Annotated in this window: 17 protein-coding genes; 12 read left to right on the top strand and 5 right to left on the bottom strand. The window is 64.2% G+C overall.

Features of this window, described 5'->3' with window-relative positions; translation table 11 throughout:
- Positions 1 to 546: 546 nt before the first annotated feature.
- Positions 547 to 1,191 (bottom strand): ribosome biogenesis GTP-binding protein YihA/YsxC, encoded by a 645-nt coding sequence (yihA, locus tag PF66_RS17405; RefSeq protein WP_054061262.1) that lies wholly within the window; start codon positions 1,189 to 1,191, stop codon positions 547 to 549.
- Between the two features lie 201 nt (positions 1,192 to 1,392).
- On the opposite strand from yihA, the gene PF66_RS17400 reads away from it, so the two are divergent.
- The 7 genes from PF66_RS17400 to PF66_RS17370 all read left to right on the top strand — a co-directional run bounded on the left by PF66_RS17400 (position 1,393) and on the right by PF66_RS17370 (position 8,777).
- Complete coding sequence (locus PF66_RS17400; protein ID WP_054061261.1) at positions 1,393 to 1,683, top strand: c-type cytochrome; 291 nt, start codon at positions 1,393 to 1,395, stop codon at positions 1,681 to 1,683.
- 44 nt (positions 1,684 to 1,727) lie between these two features.
- Positions 1,728 to 2,333, top strand: coding sequence for a c-type cytochrome (locus tag PF66_RS17395; protein WP_054061260.1), 606 nt, complete (start codon positions 1,728 to 1,730; stop codon positions 2,331 to 2,333).
- A 193-nt stretch (positions 2,334 to 2,526) separates the two neighbouring features.
- Positions 2,527 to 3,177, top strand: coding sequence for a thiol:disulfide interchange protein DsbA/DsbL (locus tag PF66_RS17390; protein ID WP_054061259.1), 651 nt, complete (start codon positions 2,527 to 2,529; stop codon positions 3,175 to 3,177).
- A gap of 12 nt (positions 3,178 to 3,189) precedes the next feature.
- Positions 3,190 to 4,047 (top strand): endonuclease/exonuclease/phosphatase family protein, encoded by an 858-nt coding sequence (locus PF66_RS17385; protein WP_054063377.1) that lies wholly within the window; start codon positions 3,190 to 3,192, stop codon positions 4,045 to 4,047.
- A 19-nt stretch (positions 4,048 to 4,066) separates the two neighbouring features.
- On the top strand, positions 4,067 to 6,202 hold the full coding sequence (locus PF66_RS17380; protein ID WP_054063376.1) for a GGDEF domain-containing protein: 2,136 nt from the start codon (positions 4,067 to 4,069) through the stop codon (positions 6,200 to 6,202).
- Between the two features lie 99 nt (positions 6,203 to 6,301).
- Positions 6,302 to 7,084 (top strand): N-acetylmuramoyl-L-alanine amidase, encoded by a 783-nt coding sequence (locus PF66_RS17375; RefSeq protein ID WP_054063375.1) that lies wholly within the window; start codon positions 6,302 to 6,304, stop codon positions 7,082 to 7,084.
- Between the two features lie 76 nt (positions 7,085 to 7,160).
- Entirely contained in the window at positions 7,161 to 8,777 is a 1,617-nt protein-coding gene (locus PF66_RS17370; protein WP_054063500.1) for an EAL domain-containing protein, read from the top strand.
- A 4-nt stretch (positions 8,778 to 8,781) separates the two neighbouring features.
- Here PF66_RS17370 and PF66_RS17365 read toward each other — a convergent pair whose 3' ends face one another.
- Both PF66_RS17365 and algB read right to left on the bottom strand, forming a co-directional pair.
- A complete protein-coding gene (locus PF66_RS17365) occupies positions 8,782 to 10,557 on the bottom strand; it encodes an ATP-binding protein (protein WP_054059163.1) in 1,776 nt (591 codons plus the stop codon).
- Between the two features lie 10 nt (positions 10,558 to 10,567).
- Entirely contained in the window at positions 10,568 to 11,914 is a 1,347-nt protein-coding gene (algB, locus tag PF66_RS17360; protein WP_054063374.1) for a sigma-54-dependent response regulator transcription factor AlgB, read from the bottom strand.
- Between the two features lie 450 nt (positions 11,915 to 12,364).
- Between algB and PF66_RS17355 the strand changes: the two genes are divergently transcribed.
- The 5 genes from PF66_RS17355 (at position 12,365) to PF66_RS17340 (ending at position 16,698) form a co-directional block, all read left to right on the top strand.
- The gene (locus PF66_RS17355; RefSeq protein ID WP_054059161.1) at positions 12,365 to 12,649 is read left to right on the top strand and encodes a hypothetical protein; all 285 of its coding nucleotides are present in this window, start codon (positions 12,365 to 12,367) and stop codon (positions 12,647 to 12,649) included.
- Between the two features lie 89 nt (positions 12,650 to 12,738).
- Positions 12,739 to 12,903 (top strand): DUF1328 domain-containing protein, encoded by a 165-nt coding sequence (locus PF66_RS32120; protein WP_017902664.1) that lies wholly within the window; start codon positions 12,739 to 12,741, stop codon positions 12,901 to 12,903.
- A 2-nt stretch (positions 12,904 to 12,905) separates the two neighbouring features.
- A complete protein-coding gene (locus PF66_RS17350) occupies positions 12,906 to 13,373 on the top strand; it encodes an inhibitor of vertebrate lysozyme family protein (RefSeq protein WP_054063373.1) in 468 nt (155 codons plus the stop codon).
- Between the two features lie 669 nt (positions 13,374 to 14,042).
- Positions 14,043 to 15,344, top strand: a complete 1,302-nt coding sequence (gene gltP / locus PF66_RS17345; RefSeq protein WP_054059159.1) for a glutamate/aspartate:proton symporter GltP — start codon at positions 14,043 to 14,045, stop codon at positions 15,342 to 15,344.
- A 124-nt stretch (positions 15,345 to 15,468) separates the two neighbouring features.
- Entirely contained in the window at positions 15,469 to 16,698 is a 1,230-nt protein-coding gene (locus PF66_RS17340) for a nucleoside recognition domain-containing protein (RefSeq protein ID WP_054059158.1), read from the top strand.
- A 40-nt stretch (positions 16,699 to 16,738) separates the two neighbouring features.
- On the opposite strand, the gene PF66_RS17335 is transcribed toward PF66_RS17340, so the two are convergent.
- Both PF66_RS17335 and PF66_RS17330 read right to left on the bottom strand, forming a co-directional pair.
- Complete coding sequence (locus PF66_RS17335; RefSeq protein WP_054063372.1) at positions 16,739 to 17,371, bottom strand: ABC-type transport auxiliary lipoprotein family protein; 633 nt, start codon at positions 17,369 to 17,371, stop codon at positions 16,739 to 16,741.
- Positions 17,368 to 18,306, bottom strand: coding sequence for an MlaD family protein (locus PF66_RS17330; protein ID WP_054059156.1), 939 nt, complete (start codon positions 18,304 to 18,306; stop codon positions 17,368 to 17,370). The genes PF66_RS17335 and PF66_RS17330 overlap by 4 nt, the downstream gene beginning before the upstream one ends.

Here is an 18,306-nt window from a genome sequence, read left to right as displayed (position 1 = left end):
CAGGGGGGGGGCGTCGTACACGACGTTGTGGATAACATCGTACTGTAGGAGCCGGGCTTGCCCGCGAATGCGCCCGAAAGACTTGCTCACCCTCACAAAGGGGTGCAGGTGCCCGAGAGAACACAAAGGGCGTTTGGTTCTGAAACCTTCAGTGGCTATGCCAAATAGTTTTTGAAGATATTTTGAACTAAATCGGGATACGGCTACTCAGAGTTACTGAATGGCTGGTGAAGCCCTTCGATGCTCCTATGTTGTGTTAAGTGTTGGCAGATATTCTGGACCCCGCCCTAGCGGTCCGGAGCTTGGACCCCGAACTTCCCCTCCCCATACGAAGTCCGGGGTTTTTTTTATCCCCCAAACGGCCTGTGGTGCGCTCGGGCTGCGTTAAAAGCTCGGCTCGAAATGCTCATTTAGACCACTAAACTCCGCTTTCGAGCCGCACTTTTGCCTTGCCCGAACACACCACAGACCGTTTGGCGTACGCTGCGGTATCCGGGTCGTTCGCGGCCGAACCGCCGCCATCCACCGAGGGTAGCGCTCGGCGGATTACTCCGCCTCTTCCTCGCCGCCGTTCTCCATCAGTCCCAGCCAGCCGGCCAGCACCGTGTAGGCCTCTTCCAGGCCCAGGCGCTTGGGCGCCGAGAACAGCTGGATGGTCACCGTGTCGCCCCAGCCCTTGCGGATTTCCGACTGGACCTTGAGCAGGGTGTTCTTCGCCGCGCCGTAGGTCAGCTTGTCGGCCTTGGTCAGCAGGATGTGCATCGGCATGCCGCTGGCGATCGACCAGTCGAGCATTAGCCGGTCGAAGTCGGTCATCGGGTGGCGCACGTCCATCATCAGGATCAGGCCCTTGAGGCTCTCGCGGCTGCCCAGGTAGGCCTCCAGGTGACGCTGCCAGTGCTGCTTGAGCGGGATCGGGACTTTTGCATAACCGTAGCCCGGCAGGTCGACCAGACGGCGTTCATCGTCTAGCTTGAAGAAATTCAACAGCTGCGTGCGGCCCGGGGTTTTCGAGGTGCGCGCGAGGCTGGCGTGGGTCAGGGTGTTCAGCGCGCTGGATTTGCCAGCATTGGAACGACCGGCGAAGGCCACTTCAAAACCGGCGTCGTCCGGGCACTGGTCGACTTTGGCGGCGCTGAGCATGAAGGTGGACTGCTGGCACAGACCGAGAATGGGGTTTTTCAGTTGCATGGGATTTCCAATGTGGACGGTGCCGGGAGGCGCGACAAGCTGTGTCGTTTCCGTTTCATGGACGCCAGTATATAATGCCGCAGATTTAGTGTGTGCTTTGTCCCGACGTAGGATGACGCATGCGGGAGCGATTGACCCAGGCTGCGCATTAGAACGCGGCACGTTCCCAACCCTGAAGTTCATGACTGGAACCTTCGGTTCATGAGCAGATGGCTGCTTGCTGCCAGTGTCCTGATCACGCTTCACGGCGCTCAGGCTGCACAGGATCCGGAAGCCGTGTACAACCGTGTTTGCAGTGCCTGTCATGCCGGACAGCTGCCGATGGCCCCACAGAAGGGCGATCAGGCCGCGTGGAAGCCAAGAATGGCCCAAGGCATGGATGTGCTGGTGCAACACGTGACTCAGGGTTTCAAGGCGATGCCGCCGCGTGGTTTGTGCATGGACTGCAGTACCGAGGATTACCGAAGCATCATCCAGTGGATGAGCGAGTAAGCCCGGTCCATAACTCTTAACCCTTAGCCGTATTGGATTAGCTGATGAACAAATTGATCGTGAGTCTGCTGTTGACCCTGGGGATCACCGGTCTCGCCCATGCCGCCGGCGATGCCGCCGCCGGCCAGGCCAAGGCTGCTGTCTGTGGCGCCTGCCATGGTCCTGATGGCAACAGCATGGCGCCCAACTTTCCGAAACTGGCGGGCCAGGGTGAGCGTTACCTGGACAAGCAGCTGCACGACATCAAGTCCGGCAAGCGCACCGTCCTGGAAATGACCGGCCTGCTGACCAACCTCAGCGATCAGGACCTCGCCGACATCGCCGCCTACTTCGCCAGCCAGAAGGGCAGCGTCGGTGCAGCCGATCCGAAGCTCGTCGCCCGTGGTGAAGAACTGTTCCGGGGTGGCAAGCTCGACCAGGGCATGCCGTCCTGCACCGGTTGCCACTCGCCCAACGGCGCGGGCAACGCCGCCGCCGGCTTCCCGCACCTGGGTGGCCAGCATGCCCAGTACGTCGCCAAGCAGCTCACCGATTTCCGCGAGGGTGTGCGGACCAACGACGGCGACACCAAGATCATGCAGAGCATCGCCGCCAAGCTGAGCAACAAGGACATCGAGGCCGTGTCCAGCTACGTGCAGGGCCTGCACTGAGGTGCGCTCGATGAGTGGCGCGGCGCGTTCGCGTTAATAATCGATTAATCCTTTGTTGCAAGGATAAAAGGGTGGCCCTGGCCGCCCTTTTTTGTGGCCGCTGCCGTTACACTAATCGAACCAAGAGCCTGCTCGGTCTGTCAGAAACTACAGGTCGCGACGGAGGCGACTTCTAAATACCCAGGAGTAAAGCATGCGTAATCTGATCCTCAGCGCCGCACTCGTCACCGCCAGCCTGTTCGGCATGACGGCCCAGGCCGCCGACGTGCCGCTCGAAGCCGGCAAGACCTATGTGGAACTCAAGACCCCGGTGCCGGTGCAGGAGCCTGGCAAGATCGAAGTGGTCGAGATGTTCTGGTACGGCTGCCCGCATTGCTACGCCTTCGAACCGACCATCAACCCATGGATCGAGAAACTGCCGTCCGACGTGCACTTCGTGCGCATTCCCGCCATGTTCGGCGGCCCATGGGACAAGCACGGCCAACTGTTCCTGACCCTGGACGCCATGGGCGTCGAGTCCAAGGTGCACTCGGCGGTGTTCAACGCGATCCAGAAGGAAGGCAAAAAGCTGCTCGAGCCTGAAGACATGGCCGACTTCGTCGCTACCCAAGGTGTCGACAAGGAGAAATTCCTGGCCACCTACAACTCCTTCGCCATCAAGGGCAAGATCGTTGCCGCGCGCGAACTGGCCAAGAAGTACGAGATCAGCGGTGTACCGACCATGATCGTCAACGGCAAGTATCGCTTCGACCTCGGCACCGCCGGTGGGCCGGAGGCTGCACTGAACGTCGCCGACCAACTGATCGCCAAGGAGCGGGCGGCCGGCGCGACCGCCGGCAAGTAAGGCGCCCCGGCCATGGCTCGCTGGGGATCGGAACGCATCGTTGGCCTTCACCAGCCGAAGGTCAATGAACACCATCTGCAATCCAGCGGCCTGCCGGCGGACAACCGCCTGAGGCTGCTCAGCTTCAACATCCAGGTCGGCATCAGCACCCAGCGGTACCGACACTACCTGACCCGGGGCTGGCAGCACCTGCTGCCGCACACCGGGCGCGCCGACAACCTGCAGAGGATCGGCAGCCTGCTCGGCGATTTCGACCTGGTGGCGCTGCAGGAGGTCGATGGTGGCAGCCTGCGTTCGGGCTACATCAACCAGGTCGAACACCTGGCGCAGCTCGGCGCCTTTCCCTACTGGTACCAGCAACTCAATCGCAATCTCGGCCGCCTGGCCCAGCACAGCAACGGCGTGCTCAGCCGCCTGCGCCCCTGGGCGATCGAGGATCATCCACTGCCCGGCCCGGCCGGTCGCGGGGCGATCCTGGTGCGTTTCGGCGAGGGCCCGGAGTCGCTGGTGGTGGTCATGATGCACCTGGCGCTGGGCGCGCGTACGCGGACCCGGCAGTTGGCCTATATCCGCGAGCTGATCGATGGCTTCAAGCACCAGGTGCTGATGGGGGACATGAACACCCATGCCGCCGACCTGCTGCAGCACTCGCCCTTGCGCGACCTCGGGCTGCTCGCGCCGCAGGTCGAGGCCACCTTTCCCAGCTGGCGTCCACAGCGCTGCCTCGACCATATCCTGTTGAGTCCGAGCCTGACGCTGGAGCGTGTCGAGGTACTGGCGCAGCCGATTTCCGACCATTTGCCGGTTGCCGTTGAAATTCGCCTGCCAGGATCCATCGGTTCTGATACGTTGCCCGCCTTGAGTCGTTGAATCTCACGGACACCCTGCAATGAGCAGCGAAGAAGCCGAGCGCTGGAAAGAGAAGTACCTCAAAAGCATCGAACAACAGGAAAAGCTCGAACGGCGTTGGGACGCCCGTCTCGACCTGCTCCGGCGCGGGCTGGTGCGCAGCACCCTGGCGGCCGAAGGCACCGACAAGGCGGTGGATCAGTGCATGAAGGAAATGCGCGAGGTGATCCGCACCGATGACATGGATGCGGCCCTGGCCAACCTGCTGCCACGCCTGGAAAAGGCCGTGCTCGACTCCGAGCAGCGGCGCGAAACCCGGATCGAACAGATGGGCACCGCGCTGACCGCGCTGGTGACCCAGCTGCAGGCTCTGCCCTTGCCGCGGGATGTGCGTCGGCCGCTGAAGAACTTTGCCAAGCAGCTCGATGGCCGCGTTAGCCAAGCCCGCGAGATGCCCCTGCTGCTCAGCGAACTGAGCAACCTGCAGGGCAAGATCCTGACGGAACTCGATCACCCCGCCGAGCCGGCCCGGCCCGGCCTGCTGCAGCGCCTGTTCGGCACGAAGGAGGGGGCCGAGGCGAGCGTTGAAAGCGCCCCGGCGGTGGCACCGGCGGCGGGGATGCCGACACCTGTGCCCGCTTCGGCAGAGGCGGATGAGGACGATGAACCGGACGCGCCTGTGGCGCCTGCGGTCGAGGCCGTGGCTCCCGTTGCCCAGCCCGTCGTTGCTGCCGCGGCTGCGCCGGCGGTTGAACAGCCAGCCCCGGCTGCAGCGGTCATGGAGCCCGTTGCCGAGGCCGTGCCAACGATCGCACCCGTCGAGGTCGCGGCCTACAAACCACCCGTGGTCACGCCTGAGGCCGAGCCTGTGGCCGGTGCCGTCGAGCCAGAAGCGTCGCCGGTCGTGTCGGCTGCGCAGACGGCTGCGGCGGTTGAGCCGCAGGCTGCGGCCGAACCCGAGGTCAAGGCCCCACTCGCCGAGCAGCCCGAAGCCGTCACCCCGGCACCCGCCCTGCCCTTCCTCGACAGCCTGCCACTGCCGCCGGTGATGGCCGAAGCCCTGGCGGCGGTTCATCCCGAGGATAACGACCAGGACGTGCTCTACGCCCTGCCGGAATCGCCGGAGCCGTCCTACAGTTCGGTGGCCGAGCACATCGAGTCGACGCTGCTGGGCCTGCTGGATGGGCTGGTGCTGCCCGAGCGCCACCGGCCCCACGCCGAAGGCATGCGTCATCGCCTCGAACACGGGTTGAACTGGTACGAACTGCTGCCGATCCTCGACGATCTGGCCGTGCTGATGCTGGCGATCAACGACAGCGGGCAACATGAGTTCGAGGTGTACCTCAAGCAGCTCAACGAGCGCCTGGAATCCTTCCAGAGCAATTTGCGCGCGGCCAGTGAAGGCCATGCCGAGGGTCGTTCGGCGGCCAACGACCTGCACAGCCAGTTGCGTGAGCACGTCGATGGGCTGCAGAGCAGCGTGCAGGCTGCCGCCGACCTCGACAGCCTCAAGCATGTGCTGGAAAACCGCCTCGAAGACCTGCTGGGCACCATGGACCGCCACCAGCAGGAGCGCAATGTGCGCGAGCAGGAAGTCGCCAGCCGCCTGCAGAGCCTGGCCGAGCGCGTTGCGCATATGGAACAGGAAGCCCAGGTTTATCGCGACCACCTCGAGGAACAACGGCAGAAGGCCCTGATCGACCCGCTCACCGGCCTGCCGAACCGGGCGGCCTGGAGCGAGCGTCTGGACCACGAGGTCGCGCAGTGGCAGCAGCACGGCAATACCCTGCTGATCGCCATTCTTGACCTCGACCATTTCAAGCGGATCAACGATGGCTACGGCCACCTGGCCGGCGACAAGGTGCTGAAGATCATTGCGACCGTGCTGCGCAAGCACCTGCGCGGCAGCGATTTCATCGCCCGTTTCGGCGGCGAGGAGTTCGTCCTGCTGATGCCGGCGACGCCGGTGGCGACCGGCCTCAAGCTGGCCGAGCACCTGCGCGCGGCCGTCGAGGCCTGCCCTTTCCACTTCAGGGGCGAACGGGTGACCATTACCGTGTCCCTTGGCGTGTCGGCGTTCAAGGCCGGTGAACGGAGCGATCATGTGCTCAAAAGAGCCGATGAGGCGCTGTACCGGGCGAAAAACGGCGGACGCAACCGGGTGGAGCTCGGCTGAACCGCAGCTGTCGCTTTGTCACAGAGTCTTGCTTTGGTCGGTGCCGGAGGCCGGGGTACGTTATGCTAGAGCGTTACTGCCCTGGTTTTCGTTTCCGTCATGAAATTGCTCCCTCTCCTCAGCGCGGCCCTGTTGCTCGCGGGCTGCGCCAGCGGTCCGCGCCTCGACACCAGCCACCCCTCGGTCAATCACGACAGCCGCGCGCAGTTCGTCATCGTCCACTACACCTCGGCGAACATGGAAAACTCGTTGCGCCTGCTGACCCACGGCCAGGTCAGCAGCCATTACCTGATCGGCGACAACAACCCGGCCACCACCTACAAGCTGGTGGATGAGAGCCAGCGTGCCTGGCATGCCGGGGAAAGCGAGTGGCAGGGTCGTACCTGGCTGAACTCCAGCTCCATCGGTATCGAAATCGTCAACCCGGGGTTCCGCGAGACGCCGACCGGGCGCGTCTGGTACCCCTACAGCGAAGCGCAGATCCAGGCGTTGATCGTGCTGCTCAAGGACATCGTCAAGCGCAACAACATCGAGCCCCGCCATGTGATCGGTCACAGCGATATCGCCCCGATGCGCAAGCAGGACCCGGGCCCGCTGTTTCCCTGGAAGCGCCTGGCCGCCGAGGGCCTGGGCGTCTGGCCGAACGAGCAGGCGGTGGCCCGCCAGCAGCTGGTGTACGCGTACCAGCTGCCGAGTGCCAGCTGGTTCCAGCAGCAGCTGCGCTACCTGGGCTATACCACCACGCCACAGACCGGCGAGTGGGATGCGGGCACGCGTCACGCGCTGGCGGCGTTCCAGATGCATTTCCGCCCGGCGCGCTTCGATGGCGTGGCTGATGCGCAAAGCGCGGCGATCCTGCAGGTGCTCAACCAGTCAAAATAACGTCACCGCCGGACGGTCCGGGCGATGTTATCAATCAGTTGCTATAACTCATTGGTAATCCTTCGGATATTCCATGATGCCGGCCTCCCGTGAGACGTTGCGCGCCTGGTTCCATCGTCCCTGGTCGCAGGCATTGCTGGCTGCCTCGCTCAGTGCCGTCCTGCTGCTGAGCGGCAGCCTGGGTGTGGTCGTGCGCCAGGTCCGGCAGCAGGAAAGCGAGCAGATGAACGCCCAGGGCCGGCGTTTCCTCGAGCGCCTGGAGCAGTTGTTCGGCCAGTTGCGCGAGGGCCTCGATGTGCTCGAAGGGCAGCCGCTGCGGGGCTGCAACGGGCGAATGATCGAAACCCTGCAGCAGTTGAGCTTCAGCTACCGCTTCATCTACGAGGCCTTCTACATCGACTCCATCGAGTCCTGTTCCAACTGGCCGCGCCAGGACTCGCAGATCTCCTACCGTGAGCCGGATATCCGTGGCCCGACCTACAGCTACTGGCTCAACACCTCGACCGAGCCCAACGACAACCTGGCGGCGCTGATGCTCGGGCGCGGCAGCTTCCGGGTCTCGACCTCCCGCGGCCACCTGAGCGATGTCGTCGAGCTGCCGCCCGGCGCGAGCCTGCTGGTGGTGGTCAATCATGGTCGGCGGGCGATCCCGGTGCTCGGGCCGCTGCAGAGCTGGCCGCCGCAAGGCTGGAGCAGCCGCGGCCGTGATCCGTTGCTGACCACCGACCGCGAACTGATCTATCGCATGCCGACCAGCACCCCCGAGTATCAGTTGGTGATGGTCGCCCCGCGCAGTGCGATGCGCTTGCGCCTCAGCCCGCTGTGGTGGTGGCTGCTGTCCGCCAGCCTGCTGATTGCCACCTGCATCGGTGGTTTGACCCTGCAGCTCGCCCGGCAGCGCCAGTCACTCAACGGCGAGTTGCAGGGCGCGCTGCGCCGCGGAGAGATGCAGGTGCTCTACCAGCCGATCTTCGATCTCGGCAGCCGGCATTGCGTCGGTGCCGAGGCCCTGGTCCGCTGGCGGCGCCCGGACGGCACATTGACCAGCCCCGACCTGTTCATCCCCCTGGCGGAAGATACCGGACAGATCCGCCAGATCACCGATTTTGTCCTGCAGCGCCTGCTGGAACAGCTCGGCCAGACGCTGCGGGCCAATCCGCAGCTGTATATTTCGGTCAACCTGGCGGCCTGCGATGTGATGGTGCCGCGCATCGCCGAGGTCATCGGCCGGCTCTTGCGGGCCTACCGGGTGTCGCCGCGGCAGATCGCCTTCGAGGTCACCGAGCGCGGCCTGATCGACGTGGTGGTGGCGCGGGACAACCTGCAGGCCCTGCGCAATCTCGGGCACCAGGTGCTGATCGACGATTTCGGCACCGGCTATTGCAGCCTCGCCTACCTGCAGACCCTGCCGGTGGACTGCCTGAAGATCGACAAGGCGTTCATCGACGCCCTCGGCCATGACGCTGCCAGCAGCGGCGTGGCGCCGCATATCATCCGCATGGCCCATGCCCTGCAATTGCGGGTGATCGCCGAGGGCATCGAATATGAGTCCCAGGCCATGCTGCTCAGCAGCGAAGGTGTCAATTACGGCCAGGGCTGGCTGTTCGCCCAGGCACTGACCGCGGTGCAGTTCATCGAGATGATCACCCGTGGCCGGCGCCTGGCGAGCCGCCGTCTGGATGACGAGGCCTGAACGGCTAGACCGGCAGCGCCATGTAGAACTGGGTGCCCTGCCCCGGTCGTGAATAGACGCCCATGCGTCCGCCATGCAGTTGGACGATTTCCTTGCACAGCGCCAGGCCCAGGCCTGCTCCGCCCTTCTTGCGCCCGACCTGGACGAAAGGTTCGAAGATCCGCCCCTGCTGGCCATAGGCAATGCCTTCGCCATTGTCCTCGACGCTGATGATCACCCGTTCGCCATGCCGGCGTGCCTGCAGGCGGATCTGCCCGGCGCTGGCGGTGTGGCGCAGGGCATTGCCGATCAGGTTGTCGAGCACCCGCTCCAGCTGCGCCTGGTCCGCATGCAGGCGTGGCAATGGCGGCTGGACCTCGATCAGCAGCTCGATGCCCTGGTCGTTGGCCTGGCCGGTGAAACGCTCGCGGGCCTTCTCCAGCAGTTGGCCGATGTCGCAAGGGGCCAGCGCGAGCTTCTGCAGGCCGTTCTGGTAGCGCGAGAAGTTCAGCAGGTCGTTGATCAGTTGCATCAGCCGCTGCATCTCTTCATTGACCGTACTGAGCAGGTCCGCTTCGCGCGATTCGGCATCGAAGTGCACGCGCTCCTGCAGCAGGCCGAACGCCATGTGCATGCCGGTCACCGGCGTGCGCAGCTCGTGGGACGCGCGCAGGACGAACTCGCTGCGCACCCGTTCGAAGGCGCGCTGTTCGGTGACGTCGTGCAGCACCATCACCGCGCCGAGGATGTGGCCCTGGGGATGGCTGACCGGCGTCAGGCTGTAGGTCAGCAGGCGGGATTCGCCATCGACCTCGACTTCGAGGTCTTCCGGTGCCCGCTCGAGGCTGCCGCCCCGGAGGATCAGGCTCAGTTGCTCGTCGAACTCCGGGCGGCCAAGGGCTTCGCCCAGGCCCTGGCCGAGGCGGTCGGCGTCCCAGCCCAACTGGCGCTGGGCCACCGGGTTGAGGTGCTCCAGATGGCCCTGGCGATCGATCATCAGCAACCCGTCGTCGATGCTGTCGAGCACCGATTGCAGCCGTTGCTGGCCGGCCAGCAGTTCGTCGATGTTGGTTGCCTGGTGCTGGCGCAGCGCCTCGGCCATGAGGCCGAAGCGCCGGGTCAGCAGGTTCATCTCGGAGGCCGAGGAAATCGGCAGGGTGACGTCGAAGTTGCCCTGGCCGATCCGATCGGCGGCCTTGACCAGCGCCTCGATCGGTACGCCGATGCGCTGGGCGATGCCATGGGCGGTGATGAAGCCGATGATCAGCACCGCCAGGGCGACCAGGCCGAGCAGCCCGGCGATCAGCATGGCGCTGCTGCGGGCGGAGCTTTCCGCGCCGCTGATATCGTTCAGGGCCTCCTTGTGTGCGCTGAGCAGGCCGTTGCGCAGGGTGTTGAAGCGTTCGACGAGTTCGCTGTTGCTGGCCTTCCTGTCAAAGGAATCGAAGGCCTGCAGGAAGTTTTCGTAGTCGATCCGGGCCTGGGCGAAGCCGCCGCGCAGGTCCTTGTCCTGTTCGTGCCTGATACCTTCGTGGAGCAACTGCCAATATTGCTCGCGTGAAGCCTGCAAGGCGGCCTGATCGGGATGTTCGCTGAGCATCATGGCCAACTGGTCGCCCAGGCTCTGACGCATCTTGAGCCCCAGGTCGAGGGTGATGAAGTTGTCGCGGATCAGTGACTCCTGGCTCTTGGCCATTTGCATCACGCTGACCAGCCCCAGCAGCAACCCCAGCAAGGCCACGGTCATCAGTGCCGAAATGCTCAGGAACAGACGGGTGCGCAGCTTCATCGCAAGCTTCATCGGGCGTGGCTCACAGGTTGTACTGTTTGCGTTTGCGGTACAGCGTCGAGGCATCGATGCCCAGGGTCTTGGCGGCCTGGTCCAGGGTGTCGCTGGTGGCCAGCACCGCGCCGATATGGGCTTTCTCCAGCTCGTCCAGGCTCATCGGCGCACCGATGCGCGGGGCGTTGTTGACCGGCTGCTCGCCCATGCCCAGGTGGCTGACTTCCACCCGCTCCTGTGAGCAGATGATGCTGGCGCGCTCGATCACGTTGCGCAGCTCGCGGATATTGCCCGGCCAGCGGTAGTTGACCAGCGCTTCGCGGGCCTCCTCGCTGAAGCCGCGGGCCGGGCGCGCGTATTCCTTGACGAAGCGCGCGAGGAAGCGGTCGGCCAGGGTCAGGATGTCTTCGCTGCGCTCGCGCAGGGGCGGCAGGTGCAGGGTGATGACGTTGAGCCGATAGAGCAGGTCTTCGCGGAAGCGCCCTTCGCGTGCCATGTCGTCCAGGTTGAGGTTGGTGGCGGCGAGGATGCGCACGTCGGCCCGACGGGTCACCGGGTCGCCGACCCGCTCGTATTCCTTGTCCTGGATGAAGCGCAGCAGCTTGGGTTGCAGGGTCAGGGGGAAGTCGCCGATCTCGTCGAGGAACAGGGTCCCGCCATCGGCCTGGTTGACCCGCCCCAGCGTGCTTTCGCTGGCACCGGTAAAGGCGCCGCGGCTGTGGCCGAACAGTTCGCTTTCCATCAGCTCGGCGGTCAGCGACGGGCAGTTGATGGTGACGCAGGACTTCTTCGCGCGCTTGCTCCAGCCGTGGATGGCCCGGGCCAGCTCGCCCTTGCCGGTACCGGACTCGCCGAGGATGAGGATGTTGGCGTCGGTGCTGGCGACCTGGCGCGCGGTTTCCAGTACCACCATCATCGCCGGGCTGTGGGAGTCGAGGCCGTCCTTGGGCTTGCGCACCTCGCCCTCGAGGGCTTCGAGGCGCGCCGACAGTTGCCGGACCTCCAGTTGCTTGGCCGTGGCCAGGCGCAACTGGTCGGGACTGCAGGGCTTGACCAGGTAGTCCGCGGCGCCGGCCTGGATCGCGTCGACGGCGGTATCGACCGCCGAGTGGGCGGTGACGATCACCACCCGCATCCACGGGGCCTGGATACGCATCTGCGCCAGCACGTCAAGGCCGTTGTCCTCGCCCAGGCGCAGGTCGAGGAAGCACAGGTCGAATACCTGGCGCTGCAGCAGGGCGTCGGCCTGGGCCGCGCTGTTGGCCGTGGCGACGCTGTAGCCCTCGTCCTCCAGGCAATAGCGGAAAGTGCGAAGGATGGCCGACTCGTCATCCACCAGCAGAATACGGCCTTGGTGTTCCGGGGCAGATTCCATCACCCGCGCTCCTTATATATGTGTGTGTTGCCGATGGACCCCGGGCGATTCGGGCAGCTTGCATGGTCCGTTTTGACCGTGACCTGCGCGTGCAGGGTAACCATCCCCGCCGCTGTTTGCTAACTCGCTGATTTGGGGAATTTTTGTCGTCTCTGCTTCCGACAACCGACAGTCCGGCAAATTCCGGCGGATTTGCCGTGTCGCTCTCCCTGCATCTTAGGCGCTGTCCCCTGGGGCTGTCGTGCATTGTGCACGACGCCTAAGCGGGGGATCGTGCAGGATGCTGCCCGGGTGAGTCGGTGTTTGTTTATAACTGCCTGATTTTATTGGTTTTTATCTGACAAAAAAATTGGCATGCGCTCTGCAATGTACCTCTTGCGCAAGGTTGGACCGGCATCGTGCCGCGCCAGCCAGGAATAAAGATAAAGACAGTGTCGGAGGAGTTTCAGGATGAATCGCCAACTTGCCGCCCCATCGCGTATCTCGTCGCTCCACGTGCAGCAAGGGCTGTTCGCTGTCCTCGCGCTGCTGATCACGTTGGTCGTCGGCCAGGCGTTCATGCGCTGGACCCAGCCGACTGTCGAGCACCCGCGGGTGTTTTTCCAGGCTCCCGTGCAAACCCATTTCAGCGCCATCGGCAGTGCGTCGAGCGACCCGGTCGCCTACCGCCTGACGCCGGTGGAGCAGGCCGAACCGCTGGACGAGCTGCCACGGCAGGATCGTTGGGTGTTCTAGGCAGGACGCGCCGGCCATCGGGCCTGGCGTGACAACCCGCAGTAAAGGCAACAGCCACACATCGCAGGACCAAGGTAAGGAGAGTCATCATGCTGAGTTGGGCAATCACATTCCTGATCATTGCCATTGTCGCCGCGGTACTGGGCTTCGGTGGTATCGCCGGCACCGCCACAGGTATCGCCAAGATTCTCTTTGTCGTGTTCCTGGTGATGTTCATCGCTTCGTTCCTGTTCGGTCGTCGCGGTCGAGGCTGAACATGTTCAAGCCAACCCTGAAAACCATGGCCGCTGCCCTGCTGCTGGGCAGCAGCGCCATGGCGCTGGCGGCCAACGACGGCCAGGCGCGGGTCAACGAACTGCTGAGTTCGTCGCCCGAGTACCGCGAAGCCTGGCAGGACGTCGTGCGCAAGGAGGAACGCCTGCCCGAGTGGGTGATGAACCTGTCGGGCAGTTCCGAACAGATGACTGCGGTTGAAGAGGATGGCGACCAGTATCTGGTCGGCCCGCTCTGCGAGACCGCGGACAGTTGCCGCAACAAGCGCCTGATCGTCGCCTTCAGCTTCGACAGGAAGCACGCCTACGCGATGCTGGTGGAAGTGCCTGCGGGCCTGCCGGCCGACAAGTCGCCAACCCGCCATGCCGACTATCGCTTCCTCGGCAAGCCGGACGAAGGCATGCAGGGGCTGTTGAGGGAGCAACTGAAGAAGGACCCGAACTGGTACTGAGTTCGAGGGAGTGAAAGAGCAGGAGCCCGTCGAGGGCTTCTACCCCTGCATCGCCCGAGGACGGCGAATGCATGACCAGGGGGCCGGGATGCTCTGATTGTTTGAGGATCGGAGCGACCTACGGGTACAGGGAGTACCTGCGCAAGGGCCGGGTCAGGCGAAGGCGGCAGTCGGCAAGCCGTGGGGCGGTCCCTGCGGTTTGCCACTGCTGTCGTCTTATGTCGTTTGGACATGAAGTGCGGATTAGTATCGGATCCAATCCAGTCTCGACCGTACATCCAGAAAAACCTTTTCCGTCGTACCGGTCAAATCCCGATTCTGTAGGGTTTTTCGAAAACTCCCAGGCTGTCCTACTCATTTGCCGAGCGATACTAATCGCTCTGCGATGGCCGGATTACGGCCATCATGGCGGCGGAAATGACCTGTTTGCCTCCCCTTGATATGAGCTATTGTCGGACAAAAGTTATGCCGATTCGGCATGGGGTAGACGGTTACGGCATTAGACGTGCCATCCCCGCGCCGCAATAGTTGCGCCCTTTTTTGCCAGCCAGCGAGCTTCCCGGCCTGCTGGCGGTGACCTTCCATGGGGGGCAGATGGGGACTTCCCGCATGCCTGGGCGTGCGGGCAGGACGCATTGGCCCGAGTCCACTTGAAGTAAGGGTAACAAGATGAAGAAGGCAAAGCTCAGCCTCGCCTGGCAGATCCTCATCGGTCTGGTACTGGGGATTGCACTCGGTGCGCTGCTCAACCATTTCAGTGCGGAAAAGGCCTGGTGGATCAGTAACGTGCTGCAACCGGCAGGCGATATCTTCATCCGCCTGATCAAGATGATCGTGATCCCGATCGTCATTTCCTCGCTGGTGGTCGGCATCGCCGGCGTCGGTGACGCCAAGCAACTGGGGCGTATCGGCCTCAAGACCATCATCTACTTCGAGGTCGTCACCACCATCGCCATTCTCGTCGGCCTGGTGCTGGCCAACGTGGTCCACCCGGGCGCCGGCATCGACATGAGCACCCTGGGCACCGTGGACATCTCCAAGTACAAGGCCACTGTCGCCGAAGTACAGCACGAGCATGCGTTCATCGAGACCATCCTCAACCTGATCCCGTCGAACATCATCGCGGCCATGGCCCGTGGCGAGATGCTGCCGATCATCTTCTTCTCGGTGATTTTCGGCCTCGGTCTGTCGAGCCTGCAGGCCGAGCTGCGCGACCCGCTGGTGAAAATGTTCCAGGGTGTGTCGGAAACCATGTTCAAGGTCACCCACATGATCATGAACTACGCGCCGATCGGTGTGTTCGCCCTGATCGCCGTGACCGTGGCCAACTTCGGCTTCGCCTCGCTGCTGCCACTGGCCAAGCTGGTGGTGCTGGTCTACGTCGCCGTCCTCCTGTTCGCCTTCGTGGTGCTCGGCCTGATCGCCCGCCTGTTCGGTTTCTCGGTGATCCGGCTGATGCGCATCTTCAAGGACGAGCTGATCCTGGCCTATTCCACCGCCAGCTCGGAAACCGCCCTGCCGCGGATCATCGAGAAGATGGAAGCCTATGGTGCGCCAAAGGCCATCTGCAGCTTCGTGGTGCCGACCGGCTACTCGTTCAACCTCGACGGTTCGACCCTGTACCAGAGCATCGCGGCGATCTTCATCGCCCAGCTCTACGGCATCGACATGTCCGTCGGCCAGCAACTGTTGCTGGTGGTGACCCTCATGGTCACCTCCAAGGGCATCGCCGGCGTACCGGGCGTGTCCTTCGTGGTGCTGCTGGCGACCCTGGGCAGCGTCGGCATTCCGCTGGAGGGCCTGGCCTTCATCGCCGGTGTCGACCGCATCATGGACATGGCGCGTACCGCCCTGAACGTGATCGGCAACGCCCTGGCCGCCCTGGTCATCGCCCGTTGGGAAGGTCTGTATGACGAGGCCAAGGGCGAGCGCTACTGGAACTCGCTGCCGCACTGGCGCAGCAAGGCCTGACCCCCCGATTGTTCCTACGCTCCGCGTGGGAACACCTCACCGAACAACGAACCCCGGACTTTCCGGGGTTTGTTGTTTCTGGCCCGACCGCTATCATTCGCCGCATCTTCAAGGAGTTTTCCCGATGCTCAATGGCCTGTGGCTTGGCTTTTTCGTGGTGGCGACCGTTTCGGCGCTGGCGCAATGGCTGGTGGGTGGCAACCACGCGATCTTCGCCAGCATGGTTGAAAGCATCTTCGCCATGGCCAAGCTGTCGGTGGAGGTCATGGTCCTGCTGTTCGGCACCCTGACGCTCTGGCTCGGCTTCCTGCGCATCGCCGAAAAGGCCGGGATCGTCGACTGGCTGGCCAAGGCCCTCGGGCCGCTGTTCAGCCGGCTGATGCCGGAAGTGCCGCGCGGCCACCCGGCCATCGGCCTGATCACCCTCAACTTCGCCGCCAACGGCCTGGGCCTGGACAACGCCGCCACGCCCATCGGGCTCAAGGCCATGCGCGCGCTGCAGGAGCTCAACCCGAGCCAGACCGTGGCGAGCAATGCGCAGATCCTGTTCCTGGTGCTCAACGCTTCGTCGCTGACCCTGCTGCCGGTGACCATCTTCATGTACCGCGCCCAGCAGGGCGCACCGGACCCGACCCTGGTGTTCCTGCCGATCCTGCTGGCGACCAGTGCCTCGACCCTGGTCGGCCTGCTGTCGGTGGCGCTGGTGCAGCGCCTGCGCCTGTGGGACCCGGTGGTGCTGGCCTACCTGGTGCCGGGGGCGTTGCTCCTCGGCGGTTTCATGGCGGTGCTGGCCGGGTTGTCGGCCACGGCGCTGGCGAGCCTGTCGTCGATTCTTGGCAACCTGACGCTGTTTGGCCTGATCATGCTGTTCCTGGTGATCGGTGCCTTGCGCAAGGTGAAGGTCTACGAGGCCTTCGTCGAGGGCGCGAAGGAAGGTTTCGACGTGGCGAAGAATCTGCTGCCGTACCTGGTGGCGATGCTCTGCGCCATCGGTGTGCTGCGGGCCTCCGGTGCGCTGGATTTCGGCCTCGACGGCATTCGCCACCTGGTGCAGTGGGCCGGTTGGGACACGCGTTTCGTCGATGCGCTGCCGACGGCGATGGTCAAGCCGTTCTCCGGCAGTGCCGCCCGGGCGATGCTGATCGAAACCATGAAGACCCAGGGCGTGGACAGCTTCCCGGCGCTGGCGGCGGCGACCATCCAGGGCAGCACCGAGACCACCTTCTATGTGCTGGCGGTGTACTTCGGCGCGGTGAACATCCAACGCGCCCGTCATGCGGTGGGCTGTGCCCTGCTGGCGGAGCTGGCCGGGGTGGTGGCGGCGATCGGGGTTTGCTACTGGTTCTTTGGCTGAGGCTGAAGCCCTGTTCGCGGGCACGCCCGCGAAGCAATTTCTAGTGTCTGGCTGAAATCCCGCCCTGCTGCACCGCCCAGCCAATCACCTGCCCCGTCAGCTTGTCCCCGGCCTGACCAAAGCCGGCCACCACGGCGGGTACCTGCTTGTCGCCCAGCGGCTGGCGCACCTCGAAGCGCCGGCTGGCGAGAATCCGCTGGTCGCTGTCGCGCACCAGCCGGGCATCGAAACGGATCACCACCTCGGCGTCCTGCCCGTGATACTCGGTCTGGAATGCCTGCAACTCACCGCCCAGCTCAAAATCCGCGCGCAGGTTGCTGTCGTCGGTGCTCAGCAGGCGCACCCGGCCATCACGCTGGAAGGCGTCGAGCAGGCGGTTGCGCAGCAGCACCGGGGCCGGGTCGCTCCAGCGCGAGGCCTTGTAGTGGCTGAGCAGGTCGCCCTGGGGCACCACGGCGATATTCGGGCTGTTCAGGGCCTCGCCGGCAATCGGCTTGGCGATCCGCAACGACCACTCGACCGGTTGGACGGCAGACGCCGCCTGGCTGCCCTGCGCGGTCGGCAGCCGATAGACGTCCACCGGCTCGGCTTCGGGCAGGATCGAGCAGGCGCTGCCCAGGGCCAGGCCGGCGATCAGGGTCAGGTAACTCAGGGCACGACGGGCAAGCCTCATGGAGTGAATTCCTTGTTCTTGTCACGGCCCAGCAGGTAGCCGCTGGGGTTGGCGTTCAGGCGCTGCGAGACGGTGCGCAGGCTGCTCAGGGTTTCACGCAGCTCGCGGATCGCCGGCGCCAGTTCGTTGAGCCCTTGCAGGCCGCTGTTGACCGAGTCCTGGTTGCTGGCGAGCAGTTTGTCGAGGGTCGCGCTGCTGCGTTCCAGCGACTGCATGGCCCGCTCGGCGCTGCCCAGGGCCTGGGTGCCCTGCTTGTCGAGCAGGTTGTTGGCGTTGCGCATCAGTTGCGAGGTCTGCTCCAGGGTACCGCTGACCTGCTTGCCGACCTGGGTCATCTGCTGCAGCACCTGGCGGATGTCGTCGCGCTGGCCGGCGATGGCACCGGTGGTCTGTTGCAGGTTGTCCAGGGTCTTGCTGACATTCTCGACGTTCTGCTGGGAGAACAGCTCATTGGCATTGTGCAGCAGCACGTTGATGCCGCTCATCAGGTCGCTGCTGTCGCTGAGCAGGCGGGAAATCGGCGACGGTGTGGCGATGATCTCCGGCAGCCTGCCGTCCTTGCCCTTGAGTTCGGGGCTCTGCGGGGTACCGCCGCTGAGCTGGATCAGCGAGGTACCGGTGATCCCGGTCAACGCCAGCTTGGCCCGGGTGTCTTCCTTGATCGGGGTGTCGCCGACCAGGCGGATGCGCGCCAGTACCCGCCGCGGATCTTTCGGGTCGAGGCTCAGTTGCAGCACGTCGCCGACCTTGATCCCGCTGTACTGCACCGGGCTGCCGCGGGACAGGCCGCTGACCGCCTCGTTGAAGACCACTTCGTAGTCCTTGAACGCGGTGTCGACGCTGGACTTGGCCAGCCACAGGCCGAAGAGCAGCGCGCCGAGCACCACCAGTACGCTGAACAGGCCGATCATCACATGATGGGCACGGGTTTCCAT

It is taken from the genome of Pseudomonas asplenii, from assembly GCF_001293465.1.
Lineage (GTDB): Bacteria > Pseudomonadota > Gammaproteobacteria > Pseudomonadales > Pseudomonadaceae > Aquipseudomonas > Aquipseudomonas fuscovaginae_B.
The sequence above is the reverse complement of the archived record's forward strand: the minus strand, read 5'-3'. Positions and strand labels throughout refer to the sequence as shown.

Excerpts from the sequence above, each read along its gene's own strand:
- PF66_RS17350 (WP_054063373.1), top strand. The coding sequence starts at position 12,906 with ATGTTCAAGCCAACCCTGAAAACCATGGCCGCTGCCCTGCTGCTGGGC.
- PF66_RS17340 (WP_054059158.1), top strand. The coding sequence starts at position 15,469 with ATGCTCAATGGCCTGTGGCTTGGCTTTTTCGTGGTGGCGACCGTTTCG.
- PF66_RS17335 (WP_054063372.1), bottom strand. The coding sequence starts at position 17,371 with ATGAGGCTTGCCCGTCGTGCCCTGAGTTACCTGACCCTGATCGCCGGC.
- PF66_RS17370 (WP_054063500.1), top strand. The coding sequence starts at position 7,161 with ATGCCGGCCTCCCGTGAGACGTTGCGCGCCTGGTTCCATCGTCCCTGG.
- PF66_RS17395 (WP_054061260.1), top strand. The coding sequence starts at position 1,728 with ATGAACAAATTGATCGTGAGTCTGCTGTTGACCCTGGGGATCACCGGT.
- PF66_RS17330 (WP_054059156.1), bottom strand. The coding sequence starts at position 18,306 with ATGGAAACCCGTGCCCATCATGTGATGATCGGCCTGTTCAGCGTACTG.
- PF66_RS32120 (WP_017902664.1), top strand. The coding sequence starts at position 12,739 with ATGCTGAGTTGGGCAATCACATTCCTGATCATTGCCATTGTCGCCGCG.
- PF66_RS17390 (WP_054061259.1), top strand. The coding sequence starts at position 2,527 with ATGCGTAATCTGATCCTCAGCGCCGCACTCGTCACCGCCAGCCTGTTC.
- gltP (WP_054059159.1), top strand. The coding sequence starts at position 14,043 with ATGAAGAAGGCAAAGCTCAGCCTCGCCTGGCAGATCCTCATCGGTCTG.
- PF66_RS17375 (WP_054063375.1), top strand. The coding sequence starts at position 6,302 with ATGAAATTGCTCCCTCTCCTCAGCGCGGCCCTGTTGCTCGCGGGCTGC.
- PF66_RS17385 (WP_054063377.1), top strand. The coding sequence starts at position 3,190 with ATGGCTCGCTGGGGATCGGAACGCATCGTTGGCCTTCACCAGCCGAAG.
- algB (WP_054063374.1), bottom strand. The coding sequence starts at position 11,914 with ATGGAATCTGCCCCGGAACACCAAGGCCGTATTCTGCTGGTGGATGAC.
- PF66_RS17355 (WP_054059161.1), top strand. The coding sequence starts at position 12,365 with ATGAATCGCCAACTTGCCGCCCCATCGCGTATCTCGTCGCTCCACGTG.
- PF66_RS17365 (WP_054059163.1), bottom strand. The coding sequence starts at position 10,557 with ATGAAGCTTGCGATGAAGCTGCGCACCCGTCTGTTCCTGAGCATTTCG.
- PF66_RS17400 (WP_054061261.1), top strand. The coding sequence starts at position 1,393 with ATGAGCAGATGGCTGCTTGCTGCCAGTGTCCTGATCACGCTTCACGGC.
- PF66_RS17380 (WP_054063376.1), top strand. The coding sequence starts at position 4,067 with ATGAGCAGCGAAGAAGCCGAGCGCTGGAAAGAGAAGTACCTCAAAAGC.
- yihA (WP_054061262.1), bottom strand. The coding sequence starts at position 1,191 with ATGCAACTGAAAAACCCCATTCTCGGTCTGTGCCAGCAGTCCACCTTC.